Raw genomic sequence first — 15607 nt, forward strand, 5'->3', positions numbered from 1 at the left:
TATAGGAAAATATGGTAAAATAGAACAGACTAAAAATCATCATTTCACGAAAGGATGCAAGATGAAAATTACGCAAGAAGAGGTAACACATGTTGCCAATCTTTCAAAATTACGATTCTCTGAAGAAGAAACTGCTGCCTTTGCAACGACCTTGTCTAAGATTGTTGACATGGTTGAGTTGCTAGGCGAAGTTGACACAACTGGTGTCGCACCTACTACGACCATGGCTGACCGTAAGACCGTACTCCGCCCTGATGTGGCCGAAGAAGGAACAGACCGTGATCGCCTGTTTAAAAACGTACCTGAAAAAGACAACTACTATATCAAGGTACCAGCTATCCTAGATGATGGAGGAGATGCCTAATGACTTTTAATAACAAAACGATTGAAGACTTGCACAACCTCCTTGTCTCTAAGGAAATTTCTGCAACTGAGTTGACACAAGCAACTCTTGAAGATATTAAGTCTCGCGAGACAGCTATCAACGCTTTTGTTACCATCGCTGAGGAGCAAGCTCTTGCTCAAGCCAAAGCTATTGATGAAGCTGGAATTGACGCAGATAATGTCCTCTCAGGAATTCCACTTGCTGTTAAGGATAACATCTCTACAGACGGTATTCTCACAACTGCTGCCTCAAAAATGCTCTACAACTATGAGCCAATCTTTGATGCGACAGCCGTTGCCAATGCAAAGGCTAAGGGCATGATTGTCGTAGGAAAAACTAACATGGACGAGTTTGCCATGGGTGGATCAGGTGAGACTTCTCACTATGGTGCCACTAAAAATGCTTGGGATCAAGGCAAAGTTCCTGGTGGATCATCAAGTGGTTCAGCCGCAGCTGTAGCCTCAGGACAAGTCCGCTTGTCACTTGGTTCTGATACGGGTGGTTCCATCCGCCAACCTGCTGCCTTTAACGGGATCGTTGGTCTCAAACCAACCTACGGAACGGTTTCACGTTTCGGTCTCATTGCCTTTGGTAGCTCATTAGACCAGATTGGACCTTTTGCACCAACTGTTAAGGAAAATGCCCTCTTGCTCAATGCTATTGCCAGCGAAGATGTCAAAGACTCTACCTCTGCCCCTGTCCGCATTGCCGACTTTACTTCAAAAATCGGCCAAGACATCAAGGGCATGAGAATCGCTTTACCTAAAGAATATCTTGGCGAAGGGATTGATCCAGAGGTTAAGGAAACTATTCTGAATGCTGCTAAACACTTTGAAAAATTGGGTGCTATTGTCGAAGAAGTCAGCCTTCCTCACTCTAAATACGGTGTTGCCGTTTACTACATCATCGCTTCATCAGAAGCTTCATCAAACTTGCAACGCTTTGACGGTATCCGTTACGGCTACCGCGCAGAGGATGCAACTAACCTTGACGAAATCTATGTAAACAGCCGTAGCCAAGGTTTCGGTGAAGAAGTGAAACGTCGTATCATGTTAGGTACTTTCAGCCTTTCATCAGGTTACTACGATGCCTACTACAAGAAAGCTGGACAGATCCGTACCCTCATCATCCAAGATTTCGAAAAAGTCTTCGCGGATTACGACTTGATTTTGGGCCCAACTGCTCCTAGTGTTGCCTATGACTTGGATTCACTCAACCACGACCCAGTTGCTATGTACTTGGCTGACCTCTTGACCATACCTGTAAACTTGGCAGGACTGCCAGGAATTTCCATTCCTGCTGGATTCTCTCAAGGTCTGCCTGTCGGTCTCCAACTGATTGGTCCTAAGTACTCTGAGGAAACCATTTACCAAGCTGCTGCTGCTTTTGAGGCAACAACAGACTACCACAAACAACAACCCGTGATTTTTGGAGGTGACAACTAATGAACTTTGAAACAGTCATCGGACTTGAAGTCCACGTAGAGCTCAACACCAATTCAAAAATCTTCTCACCTACTTCTGCCCACTTTGGAAATGACCAAAATGCCAACACTAACGTGATTGACTGGTCTTTCCCAGGAGTTCTGCCAGTTCTCAATAAAGGTGTTGTCGATGCCGGTATCAAGGCTGCTCTTGCTCTCAACATGGACATCCATAAAAAGATGCACTTTGACCGCAAGAACTACTTCTATCCTGATAATCCTAAAGCCTACCAAATTTCTCAGTTTGATGAGCCAATCGGCTATAACGGTTGGATTGAAGTTGAGCTAGAAGACGGTACGACCAAGAAAATTGGTATCGAACGCGCTCACTTGGAAGAAGATGCTGGTAAAAACACCCACGGTACAGATGGCTACTCTTATGTTGACCTTAACCGCCAAGGGGTTCCTTTGATTGAGATTGTATCTGAAGCTGACATGCGTTCTCCAGAAGAAGCTTATGCTTATCTAACAGCCCTCAAGGAAGTTATCCAGTACGCTGGTATTTCTGACGTTAAGATGGAAGAAGGTTCTATGCGTGTGGATGCCAATATCTCCCTTCGCCCTTATGGTCAAGAGAAATTCGGTACCAAGACTGAATTGAAGAACCTCAATTCCTTCTCAAACGTTCGCAAAGGTCTTGAATACGAAGTCCAACGTCAAGCTGAAATCCTTCGCTCAGGTGGTCAAATTCGCCAAGAAACACGCCGTTATGACGAAGCTAACAAGGCAACCATCCTCATGCGTGTCAAGGAAGGCGCTGCAGACTACCGCTACTTCCCAGAACCAGACCTGCCTCTTTTTGAAATCTCAGATGAGTGGATTGAGGAAATGCGTACTGAATTGCCAGAATTTCCGAAAGAACGCCGTGCGCGTTACGTGGCTGACCTTGGCTTGTCAGACTACGATGCTAGCCAGTTGACTGCTAATAAAGTCACATCTGACTTCTTTGAAAAAGCTGTCGCCCTCGGTGGCGATGCTAAGCAAGTCTCTAACTGGCTCCAAGGAGAAGTCGCTCAATTCTTGAATGCTGAAGGCAAAACTCTCGAACAAATCGAATTGACACCAGAAAACTTGGTTGAAATGATTGCCATTATCGAAGACGGCACGATCTCTTCTAAGATTGCCAAGAAAGTCTTTGTCCACCTGGCTAAAAATGGGGGTGGGGCGCGTGAATACGTTGAGAAAGCAGGCATGGTTCAAATCTCAGATCCAGCTGTCTTGATTCCAATTATCCACCAAGTCTTTGCGGATAACGAAGCCGCAGTTGCCGACTTCAAGTCAGGCAAACGTAACGCAGACAAGGCCTTCACAGGATTCCTTATGAAAGCAACCAAAGGCCAAGCCAACCCACAAGTCGCCCTTAAACTACTTGCCCAAGAATTGGCGAAGTTGAAAGAAGATTAATATGTAAAAACCAGCCCTGAGGTTGGTTTTTCTCCCCTACCATCTCCCAATAACTATTTTGGCTTTATTTCCAGAAGATTTTATGGTAAAATGAAGAGTAATAATATTTATTAAAGAGGTAAAAACATGATTGAAGCAAGCAAATTGAAAGCTGGTATGACATTTGAAACTGCAGACGGAAAATTGATCCGCGTTTTGGAAGCTAGCCACCACAAACCAGGTAAAGGGAATACAATCATGCGTATGAAATTGCGTGATGTCCGTACTGGTTCTACTTTTGATACAAGCTACCGTCCAGAAGAAAAATTCGAACAAGCTATTATCGAGACTGTTCCAGCTCAATACTTGTACAAAATGGATGAAACTGCCTACTTCATGAACACTGAAACTTACGACCAATACGAAATCCCAGTCGTAAACGTTGAAAATGAATTGCTTTACATCCTTGAAAACTCTGATGTGAAAATCCAATTCTACGGAACTGAAGTAATCGGTGTCACTGTACCAACTACTGTTGAATTGACAGTTGCTGAAACACAACCATCTATCAAAGGTGCTACTGTTACAGGTTCTGGTAAACCAGCGACTATGGAAACTGGACTTGTTGTCAACGTTCCTGACTTCATCGAAGCTGGACAAAAATTGATCATCAACACTGCAGAAGGAACTTACGTTTCTCGTGCCTAATCTCTAGAAAGAGGTCATTCTATGGGAATTGAAGAACAATTTGGCGAAATCGTTATCGCTCCACGTGTACTTGAAAAAATCATTGCCATCGCAACTGCTAAAGTTGATGGTGTCCACTCATTTTCAAATAAATCCGTATCTGACACCCTATCAAAACTCTCTCTTGGTCGTGGAGTCTACTTAAAAGAAAGCAACGAAGAGCTAACTGCTGACATCTATCTCTACCTTGAGTACGGTGTGAAAGTACCTAAAGTTGCTATGGCTATCCAAAAAGCTGTTAAGGACGCTGTTCGTAATATGGCTGATGTGGAACTTTCTGTTGTCAATATTCACGTTGCTGGAATCGTTCCGGATAAAACTCCGAAACCAGAGTTGAAAGATCTGTTTGACGAGGATTTCCTCAATGACTAGTCCACTATTAGAATCCAGACGTGAACTTCGTAAATGCGCTTTTCAAGCTCTCATGAGCCTTGAATTCGGCACAGATATAGAAACAGCTTGTCGCTTTGCCTACACGCATGACCGTGAAGATGCAGATGTGCAAATCCCTGCCTTTCTTCTAAACTTGGTTTCTGGTATCCAAGCGCAAAAAGACAAGTTGGATAAACAAATCAACCAGCACCTCAAGTCAGGCTGGACAGTTGAACGCTTGACCTTGGTCGAAAAAAACTTACTACGCTTAGGAATCTTTGAAATCACATCATTTGATACACCTCAGCTGGTAGCAGTTAATGAAGCTATTGAACTTGCTAAGAATTTTTCAGATCAAAAATCAGCCCGCTTTATCAACGGACTGCTTAGTCAATTTGTAACTGAAGAAAATGAATAATCAAAAAGGTGTTTGGTCTTCCAGGCACCTTTTGACTTTCCCCTCTGCACAGAGTAATACTCTTCGAAAATCTCTTCAAACCGCGTCAACGTCGGCTTGTCGTATATGTGTTACTGACTTCGTCAGTTCTATCTGCAACCTCAAAACAGTGTTTTGAGCAGCCTGCGGCTAGTTTCCTAGTTGGCTCTTTGATTTTCATTGAGTATAAGAAGCACATAAAAACTAGAACTGACTGCCAGTTCTAGTTTTTATATTAGTATTTTCTAAATCGTTGATAGCGTTCTTCCAACAACTCTTCTAACGGTTTTTGTGAAAGTCTAGCCAGCTCCGTTTGGAGTTCTTTTTTGACACTCTTAATCAGTTCTTTGCTAGAAAGTCCTGCTTCAGAAATCACCTTGTCTACTACGTCCATTTCTAACAGTTCATGCGAAGTGATTTTCATCAGTTCTGCCGCTTCCATGGCACGACTGCCGTCCTTCCATAGAATGGAAGCAAAGCCTTCTGGACTGAGAATAGCATAGATAGAATTTTCCAGCATCCAGACACGGTCTGCGACTGCTAGAGCCAGAGCCCCACCTGAACCACCTTCACCGATAATGATAGCGATAATAGGAACTCTCAGATCACTCATTTCCATGAGATTGCGAGCAATGGCTTCTCCCTGTCCACGTTCTTCCGCTCCCACACCAGGATAGGCACCTGCTGTATTGATAAAGGTCACAACTGGACGGCCAAACTTTTCAGCCTGTTTCATCAAACGCAAGGCCTTGCGATAGCCTTCTGGATGCGGTTGTCCAAAATTCCGTTTGAGGTTGTCTTGTAAGCTCTTGCCTTTTTGGATACCAACCACTGTTACAGCTTGATCTCCAAGCCAGCCAATACCACCAACAACTGCTCCATCGTCACGAAAAGAACGGTCACCATGTAATTGGATAAAGTCATCAAAAATGCCTGTCGCAAAATCCAAGGTTGTCAAGCGACTCTGCTCACGCGCTTCTCTGACTATTTTTGCAATATTCATCTAGGACTCCCTCCGTGCAATCTGACTAGGCTAGCAATGGTATCTGGCAAGTCTCTTCTTTTGACAATCGCATCCACAAAGCCATGTTCCAATAGGAATTCTGCCTTTTGGAAATCCTCAGGCAAGCTTTCACGAACCGTATTTTCAATGACACGACGCCCAGCAAAACCAACCAAGCTCTGTGGTTCAGCCAGAATAATATCCCCTTCCATAGCGAAAGAAGCTGTCACACCACCTGTCGTTGGATCTGTCAAAATGGTCAGGTAAAAGAGACCTGCATTTGAATGGCGTTTAACTGCTGCAGAAATCTTGGCCATCTGCATGAGACTCATGATTCCTTCCTGCATACGGGCTCCACCAGAGGCTGTGAATAGGACAACTGGCAATTTTTCGACAGTCGCATACTCAAATAAGCGAGTAATTTTTTCACCTACAACTGTACCCATAGAAGCCATAATAAAGTTGGAATCCATAATCCCAAGAGCTACAGTCTGACCTTTAATAAGAGCAGTTCCTGTCACAACAGCTTCATCCAGCCCTGTTTTTTCACGCATAGCTGCTAGTTTCTTTTGATAACCAGGGAAATGCAAGGGATCCTTGCTTTCAATCCCTGTAAACAATTCCTTGAAGGTTCCCATATCAATCGTCAAAACCAAGCGTTCTTGGGCAGAAATACGAAAGGTATAGCTACAGTGCGGACAGATACGCTCACTTCCCAGATCCTTCTGATAGATGGTATGCTTACAGCCTGGACACTTAGAAAATAATTCATCTGGAACCTCTGGCTTGGCTTGAGGTTTTTCCCTAACCGAACGATTGGGATTGATTCGAATATACTTATCTTTTTTACTAAATAGAGCCATTGATTCCCCTTTTCGGTTTAAACTCTTGAAGTCATTTTATTCTTTTTCTTGATATTTAGGTAAGAAGGTTTCCATCAAGAAGGAAGTATCGTAATCTCCAGCAATGACATTGCGATCTGAAATGAGGTCAAGCTGGAAATCTGCATTGGTCTGCACTCCTTCTATCTCTAATTCATAGAGAGCACGTTGCATTTTCATCAAGGCATCAAAACGATTTTCACCGTGAACGATGATTTTGGCAATCATACTATCATAATAAGGCGGAATGGTATAACCTGGATAAACTGCTGAATCCACGCGTAAGCCAACTCCACCACTTGGCAGATAGAGATTGGTAATCTTACCTGGACTTGGAGCAAAGTTAAAGGCTGGGTTTTCTGCATTGATCCGACACTCGATGGCATGGCCTCTTAGAACAATATCTTCTTGCTTCACAGACAGGGGCTGACCTGCCGCAATGCGAATCTGTTCCTTAACGATATCCACGCCTGAAACAAATTCTGTTACTGGATGTTCCACCTGCACACGAGTATTCATTTCCATGAAATAGAAGTTTCCACTGGCTTCATCAAGTAGAAACTCAATAGTCCCTGCATTCTCATAGCCAACAGACTCTGCCGCTCGAACAGCAGCAGCACCGATTTCATGACGTAGCGTTTTTCCGATTGCAATCGAAGGACTTTCTTCTAAAACCTTTTGGTTATTTCGTTGAAGAGAACAATCCCGTTCCCCCAAGTGAATCACATTTCCGTGTTCATCTCCTAGAATTTGAACCTCGATGTGACGAGCTGGATAGATAACCCGTTCTATGTACATGGCACCATTGCCATAATTGGCCTTGGCTTCGCTAGAGGCAGTTTCAAAGGCTGAAACAAGGTCTTCTGGTTTTTCAACCTTACGAATCCCTTTACCACCACCACCTGCTGAAGCCTTGAGCATAACAGGATAGCCAATTTTTTCAGCAACAATCAAAGCTTCCTCAGAGTTATGCACTTCTCCATCCGAACCTGGAATAACTGGCACGCCTGCTTTGATCATCTGAGCGCGCGCATTGATCTTATCCCCCATCATATCCATGACATGACCAGATGGACCTATAAACTTGATTCCTACCTCTTCACACATGGTCGCAAATTTGGAATTTTCACTGAGAAACCCAAAACCGGGGTGAATGGCTTCTGCCTCAGTCAAGACTGCAGCTGATAGAACCGCATTGATATTGAGATAAGACTCAGTTGCCTTACCAGGACCGATGCAAACAGCCTCATCTGCCAAAAGCGTATGAAGGGCTTCCTTATCAGCAGTTGAATAAACCGCCACCGTTGTAATCCCCAATTCACGCGCTGCACGGATAATACGAACCGCAATTTCACCACGATTGGCAATTAAAATTTTTCGAAACATGGAGAACCTCCTTAGTTCCCAATTGCAAAGGTAAGAGTACCACTGGCTGCAAGCTTGCCATCCACTTCAGCCTTTGCTTCAACCACGGCAATGGTACCACGGCGTTTTACAAACGTTGCCGTCATAACTAATTGGTCACCTGGTACAACTTGCTTCTTGAATTTAACCTTGTCCATACCAGCGTAAAAGACCAGTTTCCCCTTATTTTCAGGTTTTGACAACTCCAAGACACCAGCTGTTTGCGCCAAGGCTTCCATGATCAGAACACCTGGCATAACTGGATATTGAGGAAAATGGCCGTTAAAGAAGGGCTCATTGATGGTCACATTTTTGATGGCAACAATGGTGTCATCGCTCACTTCCAATACACGGTCTACTAGGAGCATAGGATAACGGTGGGGAAGGGCTTCTTTGATTCCTTGAATATCGATCATTTGATACGTACCAATCCTTTACCAAATTCAACCATTTCTTCGTTAGAAACGAGAATTTCTGTTACCACACCATCCTTAGGTGCTGGGATTTCATTCATGACTTTCATGGCTTCGATGATGACCAACGTTTGACCCTTTTTAACAGTATCACCAACTGTAACGAAGGCAGGTTTATCTGGGCCAGCAGCCAAGTAAGCCACCCCAACAAGTGGGCTCTCTACAAGATCTCCCTCAGCAGCCACGCTTGCTTCTGCTGGTGACGAAGTTTCTTCCACTACAGTTTCTACTGGAGCAGATGTAGGAGCTACTGGACTTGGTGTTGCTAGAAGGGGCGCTGGAGCGACTTGAGATGCAACTTCAGATACCAGTCTCGCTTCATTCTTGCTAAACTGCAACTCATCCGTCCCATTTTTATAAGAAAATTCTCTCAAACTTGACTGGTCAAATTGGGCCATCAAGTCTTTAATATCGTTTAAATTCATACTTATTTATTCTCCCAACGTTTGAAAGCAAGAACTGCATTGTGGCCACCAAAACCAAAGGTATTTGAAATAGCGTATGGAATTTCTTGCTCCAAGCCTTGTCCATAAACGACATTGGCTTCGATATAATCTGATACTTCGCTTGTTCCAGCTGTCATTGGTACAAAGTTATGACGCATGGCTTCGATGGTGACGATGGCTTCTACCGCACCTGCAGCCCCCAGCAAATGTCCTGTGAAAGACTTAGTTGATGATACAGGCACTTCCTTACCAAGAACAGCTACGATAGCACCACTTTCTCCTTTTTCATTAGCAGGAGTTGATGTTCCGTGAGCATTGACATAGGCTACTTGCTCTGGAGAAATCTCAGCTTCTTCCAAGGCTAGTTTAATGGCCTTGATAGCTCCCTGACCTTCTGGATGTGGTGAAGTCATGTGGTAGGCATCACAGGTATTTCCGTAACCAACCACTTCAGCCAGGATAGTCGCCCCACGTTTTTCAGCGTGTTCAAGACTTTCAAGAACCAACATCCCTGAACCTTCACCCATGACAAAACCATTTCTGGCCTTATCAAATGGGATAGAAGCACGAGCTGGATCCTCTGTAGTAGAGAGAGCAGTTAGGGCTTGGAAACCAGCGATAGCAAAAGGGGTAATAGAGGCTTCTGAACCGCCTACCAACATAACATCTTGGAAACCAAACTTGATTGAGCGGAAGGCATCTCCAATCGCATCATTTGATGAAGCGCAGGCAGTATTGATGGATTTACAAACACCGTTTGCTCCAAAACGCATAGCAACATTTCCTGAAGCCATATTTGGTAAGGCTTTTGGAAGGGTCAATGGTTTCACACGTTTTGGCCCTTTGTCATTTAGACGAAGCACTTGATCTTCAATTTCCTTGATTCCACCAATACCAGAGGCAACGATAACACCAAAACGATCCTTGTCAAGAGCCTCTACATCGAGATTAGCATGATTAACGGCTTCTTGGGCTGCATACAAGGCATACAAAGAGTAGTTATCAAAACGATTGGTATCTTTTTTTACAAAGTATTTATCAAAAGGAAAATCTTGGATTTCTGCCGCATTATGCACATCAAAGTTACTATGATCAAATTTTGTAATTGGACCAATTCCGATTTTTCCACTTGTCAAACTATTCCAAAATTCTTCTGGTGTATTTCCGATTGGAGATGTTACTCCATAACCTGTTACTACTACGCGATTTAGTTTCATCTTTTTTACCTCTAGCTTCTGCTACATACTGAGGCCGCCATCAATGGCAACCACTTGACCAGTTAGATAATCTTGGCCTGCTAAAAATACTGTCAAATCTGCAACCTGCTCTGCCTGACCAAATTCTTTCATAGGAATTTGCGCCAGCATGGCATCTTTTACCTTGTCTGATAGGACAGCTGTCATATCAGACTCAATCATTCCTGGTGCAATAGCATTAACCCTGATATTGCGATTGGCCACTTCACGCGCCACAGACTTGGTAAAACCAATCAAGCCAGCCTTAGAAGCTGCATAGTTAGCTTGGCCAATATTTCCCATCAAACCAACAACACTAGACATATTGATGATAGCACCTTCTCTGGCTTTCATCATCGGTTTCAAGACTGATTGTGTCATGTTAAAAGCGCCAGTCAGGTTAACCTTGAGAACTTTTTCAAAATCTGCTTCTGTCATCTTGAGCATAAGGGTGTCTTGGGTAATCCCTGCATTGTTAACCAAAACATCTACTGAACCCAGCTCTGCAATAGCTTGATCAACCATACGCTTAGCGTCTGCAAAATCTGATACATCTCCTGAAATGGGAACCACCTTGACACCATAGTCTGCAAACTCAGTTAACAAATCCTCTGAGATTGCCCCACGACTGTTTAAAACAATATTGGCTCCTGCTTGAGCAAACTTGTGGGCGATGGCAAGACCAATTCCACGACTCGAACCTGTAATAAAGATATTTTTATTTTTTAGTTGCATTCTTTTCTCCTGTTTCCTCTTGTATTTATGGGAGAAGGGATTACTTGTTTTCTAGCAAGGCTTCCAAACTCGCCTGTTCTTCAACAGTGGCTAGTTTAGCCGTCTTATCAATTTTTTTGACAAAACCTGACAAGACTTTCCCCGGTCCAATCTCGATAAAGTTGGTTACGCCTGCTTCTTGCATAACTGCAATACTTTCATAGAAACGAACTGGCTCCTTGACCTGACGCGTCAAAAGTTGAGCAATGTCTTCTTTTTGCATCACAGTAGCTTCTGTATTGCCGACTAGGGGACAAGTGAAATCTGAAAAACTTACCTGAGCTAGAGTTTCAGCTAGTTTCTGGCTAGCAGGCTCAAGGAGAGCGGTATGAAAAGGTCCTGAAACCTTGAGAGGAATCAAGCGTTTAGCTCCTGCTTCCTGCAAGAGTTCAACAGCTCGATCGACTGCAACCCCTTCTCCACCAATCACAATTTGTGCAGGTGTATTATAGTTAGCTGGGGTAACCACTCCAAGTTCAGAAGCTTTTTGGCAGGCTTCTTCAATGACCTCTACTGGCGTATTGAGAACTGCTACCATCTTACCAGAGCCAGCAGGGGCCGCTTCTTCCATATAGGCTCCACGCTTAGCTACCAAGGGAACAGCTTCTTCAAAATCCAAGGCACCGCTAGCCACCAAGGCAGAGTATTCTCCAAGAGACAAACCAGCAACCATATCAGGCTGATAGCCCTTTTCTTGCAATAGACGGTAGATAGCAACCGAAGTCGCTAGAATGGCAGGTTGCGTATAGCGAGTCTGATTGAGTTTGTCTTCTTCCGTATCAATAAGATGACGCAAATCATAACCGAGTACCTGACTCGCTTGATCAATCGTTTCTTTGACAATAGGGTAGTGATCATAGAGATCCCGTCCCATACCTAGATACTGGGCACCTTGGCCAGCAAATAAAAAGGCTGTTTTAGTCATTTCTTACAACTCCTGCCCAACGAGAGGCTTCTTCTTGAATTTTCTTAGCTGCTCCGTAATACAAATCTTTTAGGATTTCTTCAACGGTTTCTTCTTTGGAAACAAGCCCCGCAATTTGACCTGCCATAACAGATCCACCATCCACATCTCCGTGAACAACTGCTTTGGCTAGGGCACCTGCTCCCATTTGTTCAAAGATTTCTAAATCAGGATTTTCTTGTTTAAAGGCATCTTTTTCAGCTTTTTCAAAATCACGAGTCAATTGGTTTTTAATAGCTCGAACAGCATGGCCAAAGTGTTGGGCTGAAATCGTAGTATCAATATCTCTAGCTTTTAAAATCTTGGCCTTGTAATTTGGATGAGCATTAGACTCTTTTGCAACGACAAAACGCGTTCCAACCTGAACAGCCTCTGCACCTAACATAAAGCCAGCCGCAGCACCTTCACCATCCGCAATCCCTCCTGCAGCAATAACAGGAATAGATACAGCTGCCGCCACTTGACGCACCAAGGTCATTGTTGTTAATTTACCGATATGTCCCCCAGCTTCCATTCCTTCTGCGATAACAGCGTCCGCACCAATTTTTTCCATTCGTTTAGCTAGGGCAACGCTTGGTACAACAGGAATAACTGTAATCCCTGCTTCATGGAAACGTTCCATGTATTTACCAGGATTTCCTGCACCTGTTGTCACTACCTTAACACCTTCCTCGATAACGAGATCTACAATATCTTCCACAAAGGGAGACAAGAGCATGATGTTGACACCAAAGGGTTTATCCGTCAATGATTTGATCTTATCAATATTTGCCTTGACAACTTCTTTCGGGGCATTTCCCCCACCGATAATCCCTAGTCCTCCAGCTTTAGAAACAGCCCCTGCCAAATCACCATCAGCAACCCAGGCCATTCCTCCTTGGAAAATAGGATACTCAATGTTCAATAATTCTGTAATACGCGTTTTCATAGTGCCTCCATCGTTTCTTGCTTACGTAATAGTTCGATATCGTCATAATTTGACAATCAAACTATTGCCTAAACAAGAGGGAGCGGGTTTCCCTACTCCTTCTATCTTATATTCTTCTTATTTTGTTTGCTCTTCAACGTAGGCAACCAAGTCACCAACTGTTTTCAAGTCATCTTCTGCTTCGATTTGGATATCAAAAGCATCTTCGATTTCTGAGATTACTTGGAACAAGTCCAATGAATCTGCGTCCAAATCATCAAAAGTTGATTCAAGTGTTACTTCTGATGCGTCTTTTCCAAGTTCTTCAACGATAATTTCTTGTACTTTTTCAAATACTGCCATGATAGGACTCCTTTAAAATAAATAGTTTTTTATAACAATGTGTTCACCACATGATTACCTAAATTGTAAGAATGAGCGTGCCCCAGGTCAAGCCTCCACCGAAGCCTGATAGTAGAACAGTCTGGCTACCATCTAAAGGGATGAGACCTTGTTCCACACACTCTGAAAGTAAAATCGGGATACTTGCTGCACTGGTATTCCCATATTCCATCATATTAGCTGGAAGTTTGTCTCGGTCAACACCAATTTTTCTAGCCATCTTATCCAAAATACGGATATTAGCCTGATGCAGTAGCAGATAATCCAAGTCTGTCGCCTCTATAGGAGATTCATCAATAGTCTGCTTGATAGACTTGGCTACATCTCGAATGGCAAAATCAAAGACTGCGCGTCCATCCATCTTCAAAAATGAATCTGCATTTTCTTGATCTGAAAATGGAGAATGTAACCCTGAATGTCCATAGGTCAGACACTCACTACGACTTCCATCGCTATTGAGACTCTCAGCCAAGAAATGCTCTTGCTCGCTAGCTTCTAACAAGACACCACCGGCACCATCTCCAAACAAAACAGCTGTTGATCGGTCCGACCAATCGACTGCTTTAGAGAGGGTTTCACTACCAATCACCAAGCCTTTTTGAAAGCGACCAGAAGCGATAAACTTTTCAGCAGTTGAAAGAGCAAATACAAATCCACTGCAAGCAGCTGTTAGGTCAAAAGCAAAGGCCTTATTAGCACCAATATTAGCTTGGACACGAGCAGCTGTAGAGGGCATCATCGAATCAGGAGTAATGGTAGCTAGGATGATAAAATCCAACTCCTCTCCTGTGATTCCAGCTTTTGTCATCAGTTTCTTAGCAACCTCTGTAGCCAAATCACTGGTAGATTCTGTTCTTGAAATATGCCTTTGTCGTATTCCCGTCCGACTTGAAATCCACTCATCATTGGTATCCATAATCTGGGCTAAATCATGATTTGTAACCACTTGCTCTGGCACATAATGAGCAACCTGGCTTATTTTTGCAAAAGCCATTATTTCAAATCCTCCAAAAATTGATAAAGATTGGTCAACCCTTTGCTCATAACATCAATTTCTTCCTTACTCATACCATCAATGATTTTTTCAACCATGGCCTTGTGGAAGCGTTTATGCAGCCTATGAACCAAGCGACCCTTCTTTGTCAAATGTAGATGCACCACACGACGATCCTGCTCTGAGCGAATGCGTTCAATGTAACCCTTGCGTTCGAGATTATTCAAACTAGTCGTAACTGTCCCAAGAGTCACCATCAACTCTTTTGACACTTGACTTGGTGTCACGTCTGGGAATTTCCCAATCACATCAATCGTATGCATTTCTTTGATGGAGATATCCTTGAAACGACTACCTCTCAAGCTCACTTCCTCAATGACAAGGACATTGTTAAATATAGATGTTAAATATTCATTAATTCGTTGGTAGTCCAATCTTTCTTTCCCTCCTTCTCAAAAAACTTTCACAATCAAAACATTTGACAAGAGAATTATATCAAAGTTCAAAGAATGATGCAAGTATTTTTTTATTTTCCTGTAAATTTAGGCCGTCTTCTCTCCGAATGAGCTCGCACTCCTTCTTTGAAATCCTCTGTTTGAGCTAAGGATTCCTGTAGGTTCAGTTCTAAAGTAGCGTAATCCTGCCAGTCTTTAAATTGGCTCTCCCAAACCAACTTCTTAATGGCTGCATAGGAATTACTTGAACCACGTCTTAATTTTTTAAGAAGCTGCTCTCTCGTCTTTTCAAGTTTATCAGCTTCAGAAACGCGGTAAACCAGCCCCCATTCTAGGGCTTTTTCTGCGGTCAAAGCCTCACCTGTCATAGCTAATTGAGCAGCACGCGTCACACCGATACTGCGGCTCAAGAGATGAATTCCCCCTGCATCTGGAGCCAAACCAACGCCAACAAAGGCTTGAATAAACTTAGCCTTATCCGTTGCAAGACAGAAATCTGCCGCAACAGCCATATTCGCTGCGGCACCTGCAACAGCTCCATCAACTTCCATCAAAACAGGCTTTGCAATTTGCTTGATTTTATAAGAAATAGCATTGACTAGTTCTGCGATTTTTGTCAATGATGGAATATCATCCTCATCTACTGCACGCTTCATCTCTACTAAATCTCCCCCAACTGAGAAGACTTTACCATTCGCATTGATTAAGATAAAATGCACAGCCGGATCCTCTTCTGCCAAAGTCAGGGCTTCTAAAATCTCCTCACACATGGGAATATGAAAACCATTTGCGACCTCAGGACGGTTCAAGGTAAGGATTGCCAAGTCCTCTTCAAGCTGATAAATAATGTGTTCCATCTGGAC

General features: G+C 43.4%; 19 protein-coding genes. 6 read left to right on the plus strand and 13 right to left on the minus strand.

The window, feature by feature from the left end:
• The first annotated feature begins 61 nt into the window (after positions 1-61).
• The 6 genes from gatC to nusB all read left to right on the plus strand — a co-directional run bounded on the left by gatC (position 62) and on the right by nusB (position 4788).
• Positions 62-364: an Asp-tRNA(Asn)/Glu-tRNA(Gln) amidotransferase subunit GatC gene (gene gatC / locus HW098_RS04210; RefSeq protein ID WP_000705419.1), complete on the plus strand. Its 303-nt coding sequence runs from the start codon at positions 62-64 to the stop codon at positions 362-364.
• Positions 364-1830: an Asp-tRNA(Asn)/Glu-tRNA(Gln) amidotransferase subunit GatA gene (gene gatA / locus HW098_RS04215; protein ID WP_176139384.1), complete on the plus strand. Its 1467-nt coding sequence runs from the start codon at positions 364-366 to the stop codon at positions 1828-1830. Before gatC ends, gatA begins: the two co-directional genes overlap by 1 nt.
• Positions 1830-3272: an Asp-tRNA(Asn)/Glu-tRNA(Gln) amidotransferase subunit GatB gene (gatB, locus tag HW098_RS04220; protein ID WP_061088367.1), complete on the plus strand. Its 1443-nt coding sequence runs from the start codon at positions 1830-1832 to the stop codon at positions 3270-3272. Before gatA ends, gatB begins: the two co-directional genes overlap by 1 nt.
• Before the next feature lie 126 nt (positions 3273-3398).
• Entirely contained in the window at positions 3399-3959 is a 561-nt protein-coding gene (gene efp, locus HW098_RS04225) for an elongation factor P (protein ID WP_000568643.1), read from the plus strand.
• A gap of 21 nt (positions 3960-3980) precedes the next feature.
• Positions 3981-4370 (plus strand): Asp23/Gls24 family envelope stress response protein, encoded by a 390-nt coding sequence (locus HW098_RS04230; protein WP_050242198.1) that lies wholly within the window; start codon positions 3981-3983, stop codon positions 4368-4370.
• Positions 4363-4788 (plus strand): transcription antitermination factor NusB, encoded by a 426-nt coding sequence (gene nusB, locus HW098_RS04235; protein WP_176139385.1) that lies wholly within the window; start codon positions 4363-4365, stop codon positions 4786-4788. The genes HW098_RS04230 and nusB overlap by 8 nt, the downstream gene beginning before the upstream one ends.
• Before the next feature lie 253 nt (positions 4789-5041).
• Here nusB and HW098_RS04240 read toward each other — a convergent pair whose 3' ends face one another.
• The 13 genes from HW098_RS04240 to HW098_RS04300 form a co-directional block, all read right to left on the minus strand.
• A complete protein-coding gene (locus tag HW098_RS04240) occupies positions 5042-5809 on the minus strand; it encodes an acetyl-CoA carboxylase carboxyl transferase subunit alpha (RefSeq protein ID WP_176139386.1) in 768 nt (255 codons plus the stop codon).
• Entirely contained in the window at positions 5806-6672 is an 867-nt protein-coding gene (gene accD / locus HW098_RS04245) for an acetyl-CoA carboxylase, carboxyltransferase subunit beta (RefSeq protein WP_176139387.1), read from the minus strand. Before accD ends, HW098_RS04240 begins: the two co-directional genes overlap by 4 nt.
• A gap of 36 nt (positions 6673-6708) precedes the next feature.
• A complete protein-coding gene (accC, locus tag HW098_RS04250; RefSeq protein ID WP_175880255.1) occupies positions 6709-8076 on the minus strand; it encodes an acetyl-CoA carboxylase biotin carboxylase subunit in 1368 nt (455 codons plus the stop codon).
• An 11-nt stretch (positions 8077-8087) separates the two neighbouring features.
• Entirely contained in the window at positions 8088-8510 is a 423-nt protein-coding gene (gene fabZ / locus HW098_RS04255) for a 3-hydroxyacyl-ACP dehydratase FabZ (RefSeq protein ID WP_175880256.1), read from the minus strand.
• Positions 8507-8992, minus strand: a complete 486-nt coding sequence (gene accB / locus HW098_RS04260; RefSeq protein WP_176139388.1) for an acetyl-CoA carboxylase biotin carboxyl carrier protein — start codon at positions 8990-8992, stop codon at positions 8507-8509. Before accB ends, fabZ begins: the two co-directional genes overlap by 4 nt.
• A 2-nt stretch (positions 8993-8994) precedes the next feature.
• Positions 8995-10230 (minus strand): beta-ketoacyl-ACP synthase II, encoded by a 1236-nt coding sequence (gene fabF, locus HW098_RS04265; RefSeq protein WP_176139389.1) that lies wholly within the window; start codon positions 10228-10230, stop codon positions 8995-8997.
• 21 nt (positions 10231-10251) lie between these two features.
• The gene (gene fabG / locus HW098_RS04270) at positions 10252-10983 is read right to left on the minus strand and encodes a 3-oxoacyl-[acyl-carrier-protein] reductase (RefSeq protein ID WP_176139390.1); all 732 of its coding nucleotides are present in this window, start codon (positions 10981-10983) and stop codon (positions 10252-10254) included.
• A gap of 40 nt (positions 10984-11023) precedes the next feature.
• Positions 11024-11947 carry an ACP S-malonyltransferase gene (fabD, locus tag HW098_RS04275; protein ID WP_176139391.1) on the minus strand — a complete coding sequence of 308 codons (924 nt, stop codon included), beginning with the start codon at positions 11945-11947 and terminating at the stop codon, positions 11024-11026.
• Entirely contained in the window at positions 11940-12914 is a 975-nt protein-coding gene (gene fabK / locus HW098_RS04280; protein ID WP_112444397.1) for an enoyl-[acyl-carrier-protein] reductase FabK, read from the minus strand. The genes fabD and fabK overlap by 8 nt, the downstream gene beginning before the upstream one ends.
• A gap of 117 nt (positions 12915-13031) precedes the next feature.
• A complete protein-coding gene (locus HW098_RS04285; RefSeq protein ID WP_000257838.1) occupies positions 13032-13256 on the minus strand; it encodes an acyl carrier protein in 225 nt (74 codons plus the stop codon).
• A 58-nt stretch (positions 13257-13314) separates the two neighbouring features.
• A complete protein-coding gene (locus tag HW098_RS04290; RefSeq protein WP_176139392.1) occupies positions 13315-14289 on the minus strand; it encodes a beta-ketoacyl-ACP synthase III in 975 nt (324 codons plus the stop codon).
• Positions 14289-14723: a MarR family transcriptional regulator gene (locus tag HW098_RS04295; RefSeq protein WP_000386353.1), complete on the minus strand. Its 435-nt coding sequence runs from the start codon at positions 14721-14723 to the stop codon at positions 14289-14291. Before HW098_RS04295 ends, HW098_RS04290 begins: the two co-directional genes overlap by 1 nt.
• 92 nt (positions 14724-14815) lie before the next feature.
• Complete coding sequence (locus tag HW098_RS04300) at positions 14816-15601, minus strand: enoyl-CoA hydratase (RefSeq protein WP_176139393.1); 786 nt, start codon at positions 15599-15601, stop codon at positions 14816-14818.
• Positions 15602-15607: the final 6 nt, after the last annotated feature.

This window comes from Streptococcus sp. 1453 (assembly GCF_013276955.1).
In the GTDB taxonomy this organism is placed as follows: Bacteria; Bacillota; Bacilli; order Lactobacillales; family Streptococcaceae; genus Streptococcus.

What these genes read in the sequence shown, in the direction of transcription:
- fabG (WP_176139390.1), bottom strand. Translation starts at nt 10,983, where the DNA reads ATGCAACTAAAAAATAAAAATATCTTTATTACAGGTTCGAGTCGTGGA.
- fabD (WP_176139391.1), bottom strand. Translation starts at nt 11,947, where the DNA reads ATGACTAAAACAGCCTTTTTATTTGCTGGCCAAGGTGCCCAGTATCTA.
- accB (WP_176139388.1), bottom strand. Translation starts at nt 8,992, where the DNA reads ATGAATTTAAACGATATTAAAGACTTGATGGCCCAATTTGACCAGTCA.
- nusB (WP_176139385.1), top strand. Translation starts at nt 4,363, where the DNA reads ATGACTAGTCCACTATTAGAATCCAGACGTGAACTTCGTAAATGCGCT.
- efp (WP_000568643.1), top strand. Translation starts at nt 3,399, where the DNA reads ATGATTGAAGCAAGCAAATTGAAAGCTGGTATGACATTTGAAACTGCA.
- gatB (WP_061088367.1), top strand. Translation starts at nt 1,830, where the DNA reads ATGAACTTTGAAACAGTCATCGGACTTGAAGTCCACGTAGAGCTCAAC.
- HW098_RS04290 (WP_176139392.1), bottom strand. Translation starts at nt 14,289, where the DNA reads ATGGCTTTTGCAAAAATAAGCCAGGTTGCTCATTATGTGCCAGAGCAA.
- fabF (WP_176139389.1), bottom strand. Translation starts at nt 10,230, where the DNA reads ATGAAACTAAATCGCGTAGTAGTAACAGGTTATGGAGTAACATCTCCA.
- HW098_RS04240 (WP_176139386.1), bottom strand. Translation starts at nt 5,809, where the DNA reads ATGAATATTGCAAAAATAGTCAGAGAAGCGCGTGAGCAGAGTCGCTTG.
- fabZ (WP_175880256.1), bottom strand. Translation starts at nt 8,510, where the DNA reads ATGATCGATATTCAAGGAATCAAAGAAGCCCTTCCCCACCGTTATCCT.
- fabK (WP_112444397.1), bottom strand. Translation starts at nt 12,914, where the DNA reads ATGAAAACGCGTATTACAGAATTATTGAACATTGAGTATCCTATTTTC.
- HW098_RS04230 (WP_050242198.1), top strand. Translation starts at nt 3,981, where the DNA reads ATGGGAATTGAAGAACAATTTGGCGAAATCGTTATCGCTCCACGTGTA.
- accD (WP_176139387.1), bottom strand. Translation starts at nt 6,672, where the DNA reads ATGGCTCTATTTAGTAAAAAAGATAAGTATATTCGAATCAATCCCAAT.
- HW098_RS04300 (WP_176139393.1), bottom strand. Translation starts at nt 15,601, where the DNA reads ATGGAACACATTATTTATCAGCTTGAAGAGGACTTGGCAATCCTTACC.
- gatC (WP_000705419.1), top strand. Translation starts at nt 62, where the DNA reads ATGAAAATTACGCAAGAAGAGGTAACACATGTTGCCAATCTTTCAAAA.
- gatA (WP_176139384.1), top strand. Translation starts at nt 364, where the DNA reads ATGACTTTTAATAACAAAACGATTGAAGACTTGCACAACCTCCTTGTC.
- accC (WP_175880255.1), bottom strand. Translation starts at nt 8,076, where the DNA reads ATGTTTCGAAAAATTTTAATTGCCAATCGTGGTGAAATTGCGGTTCGT.
- HW098_RS04285 (WP_000257838.1), bottom strand. Translation starts at nt 13,256, where the DNA reads ATGGCAGTATTTGAAAAAGTACAAGAAATTATCGTTGAAGAACTTGGA.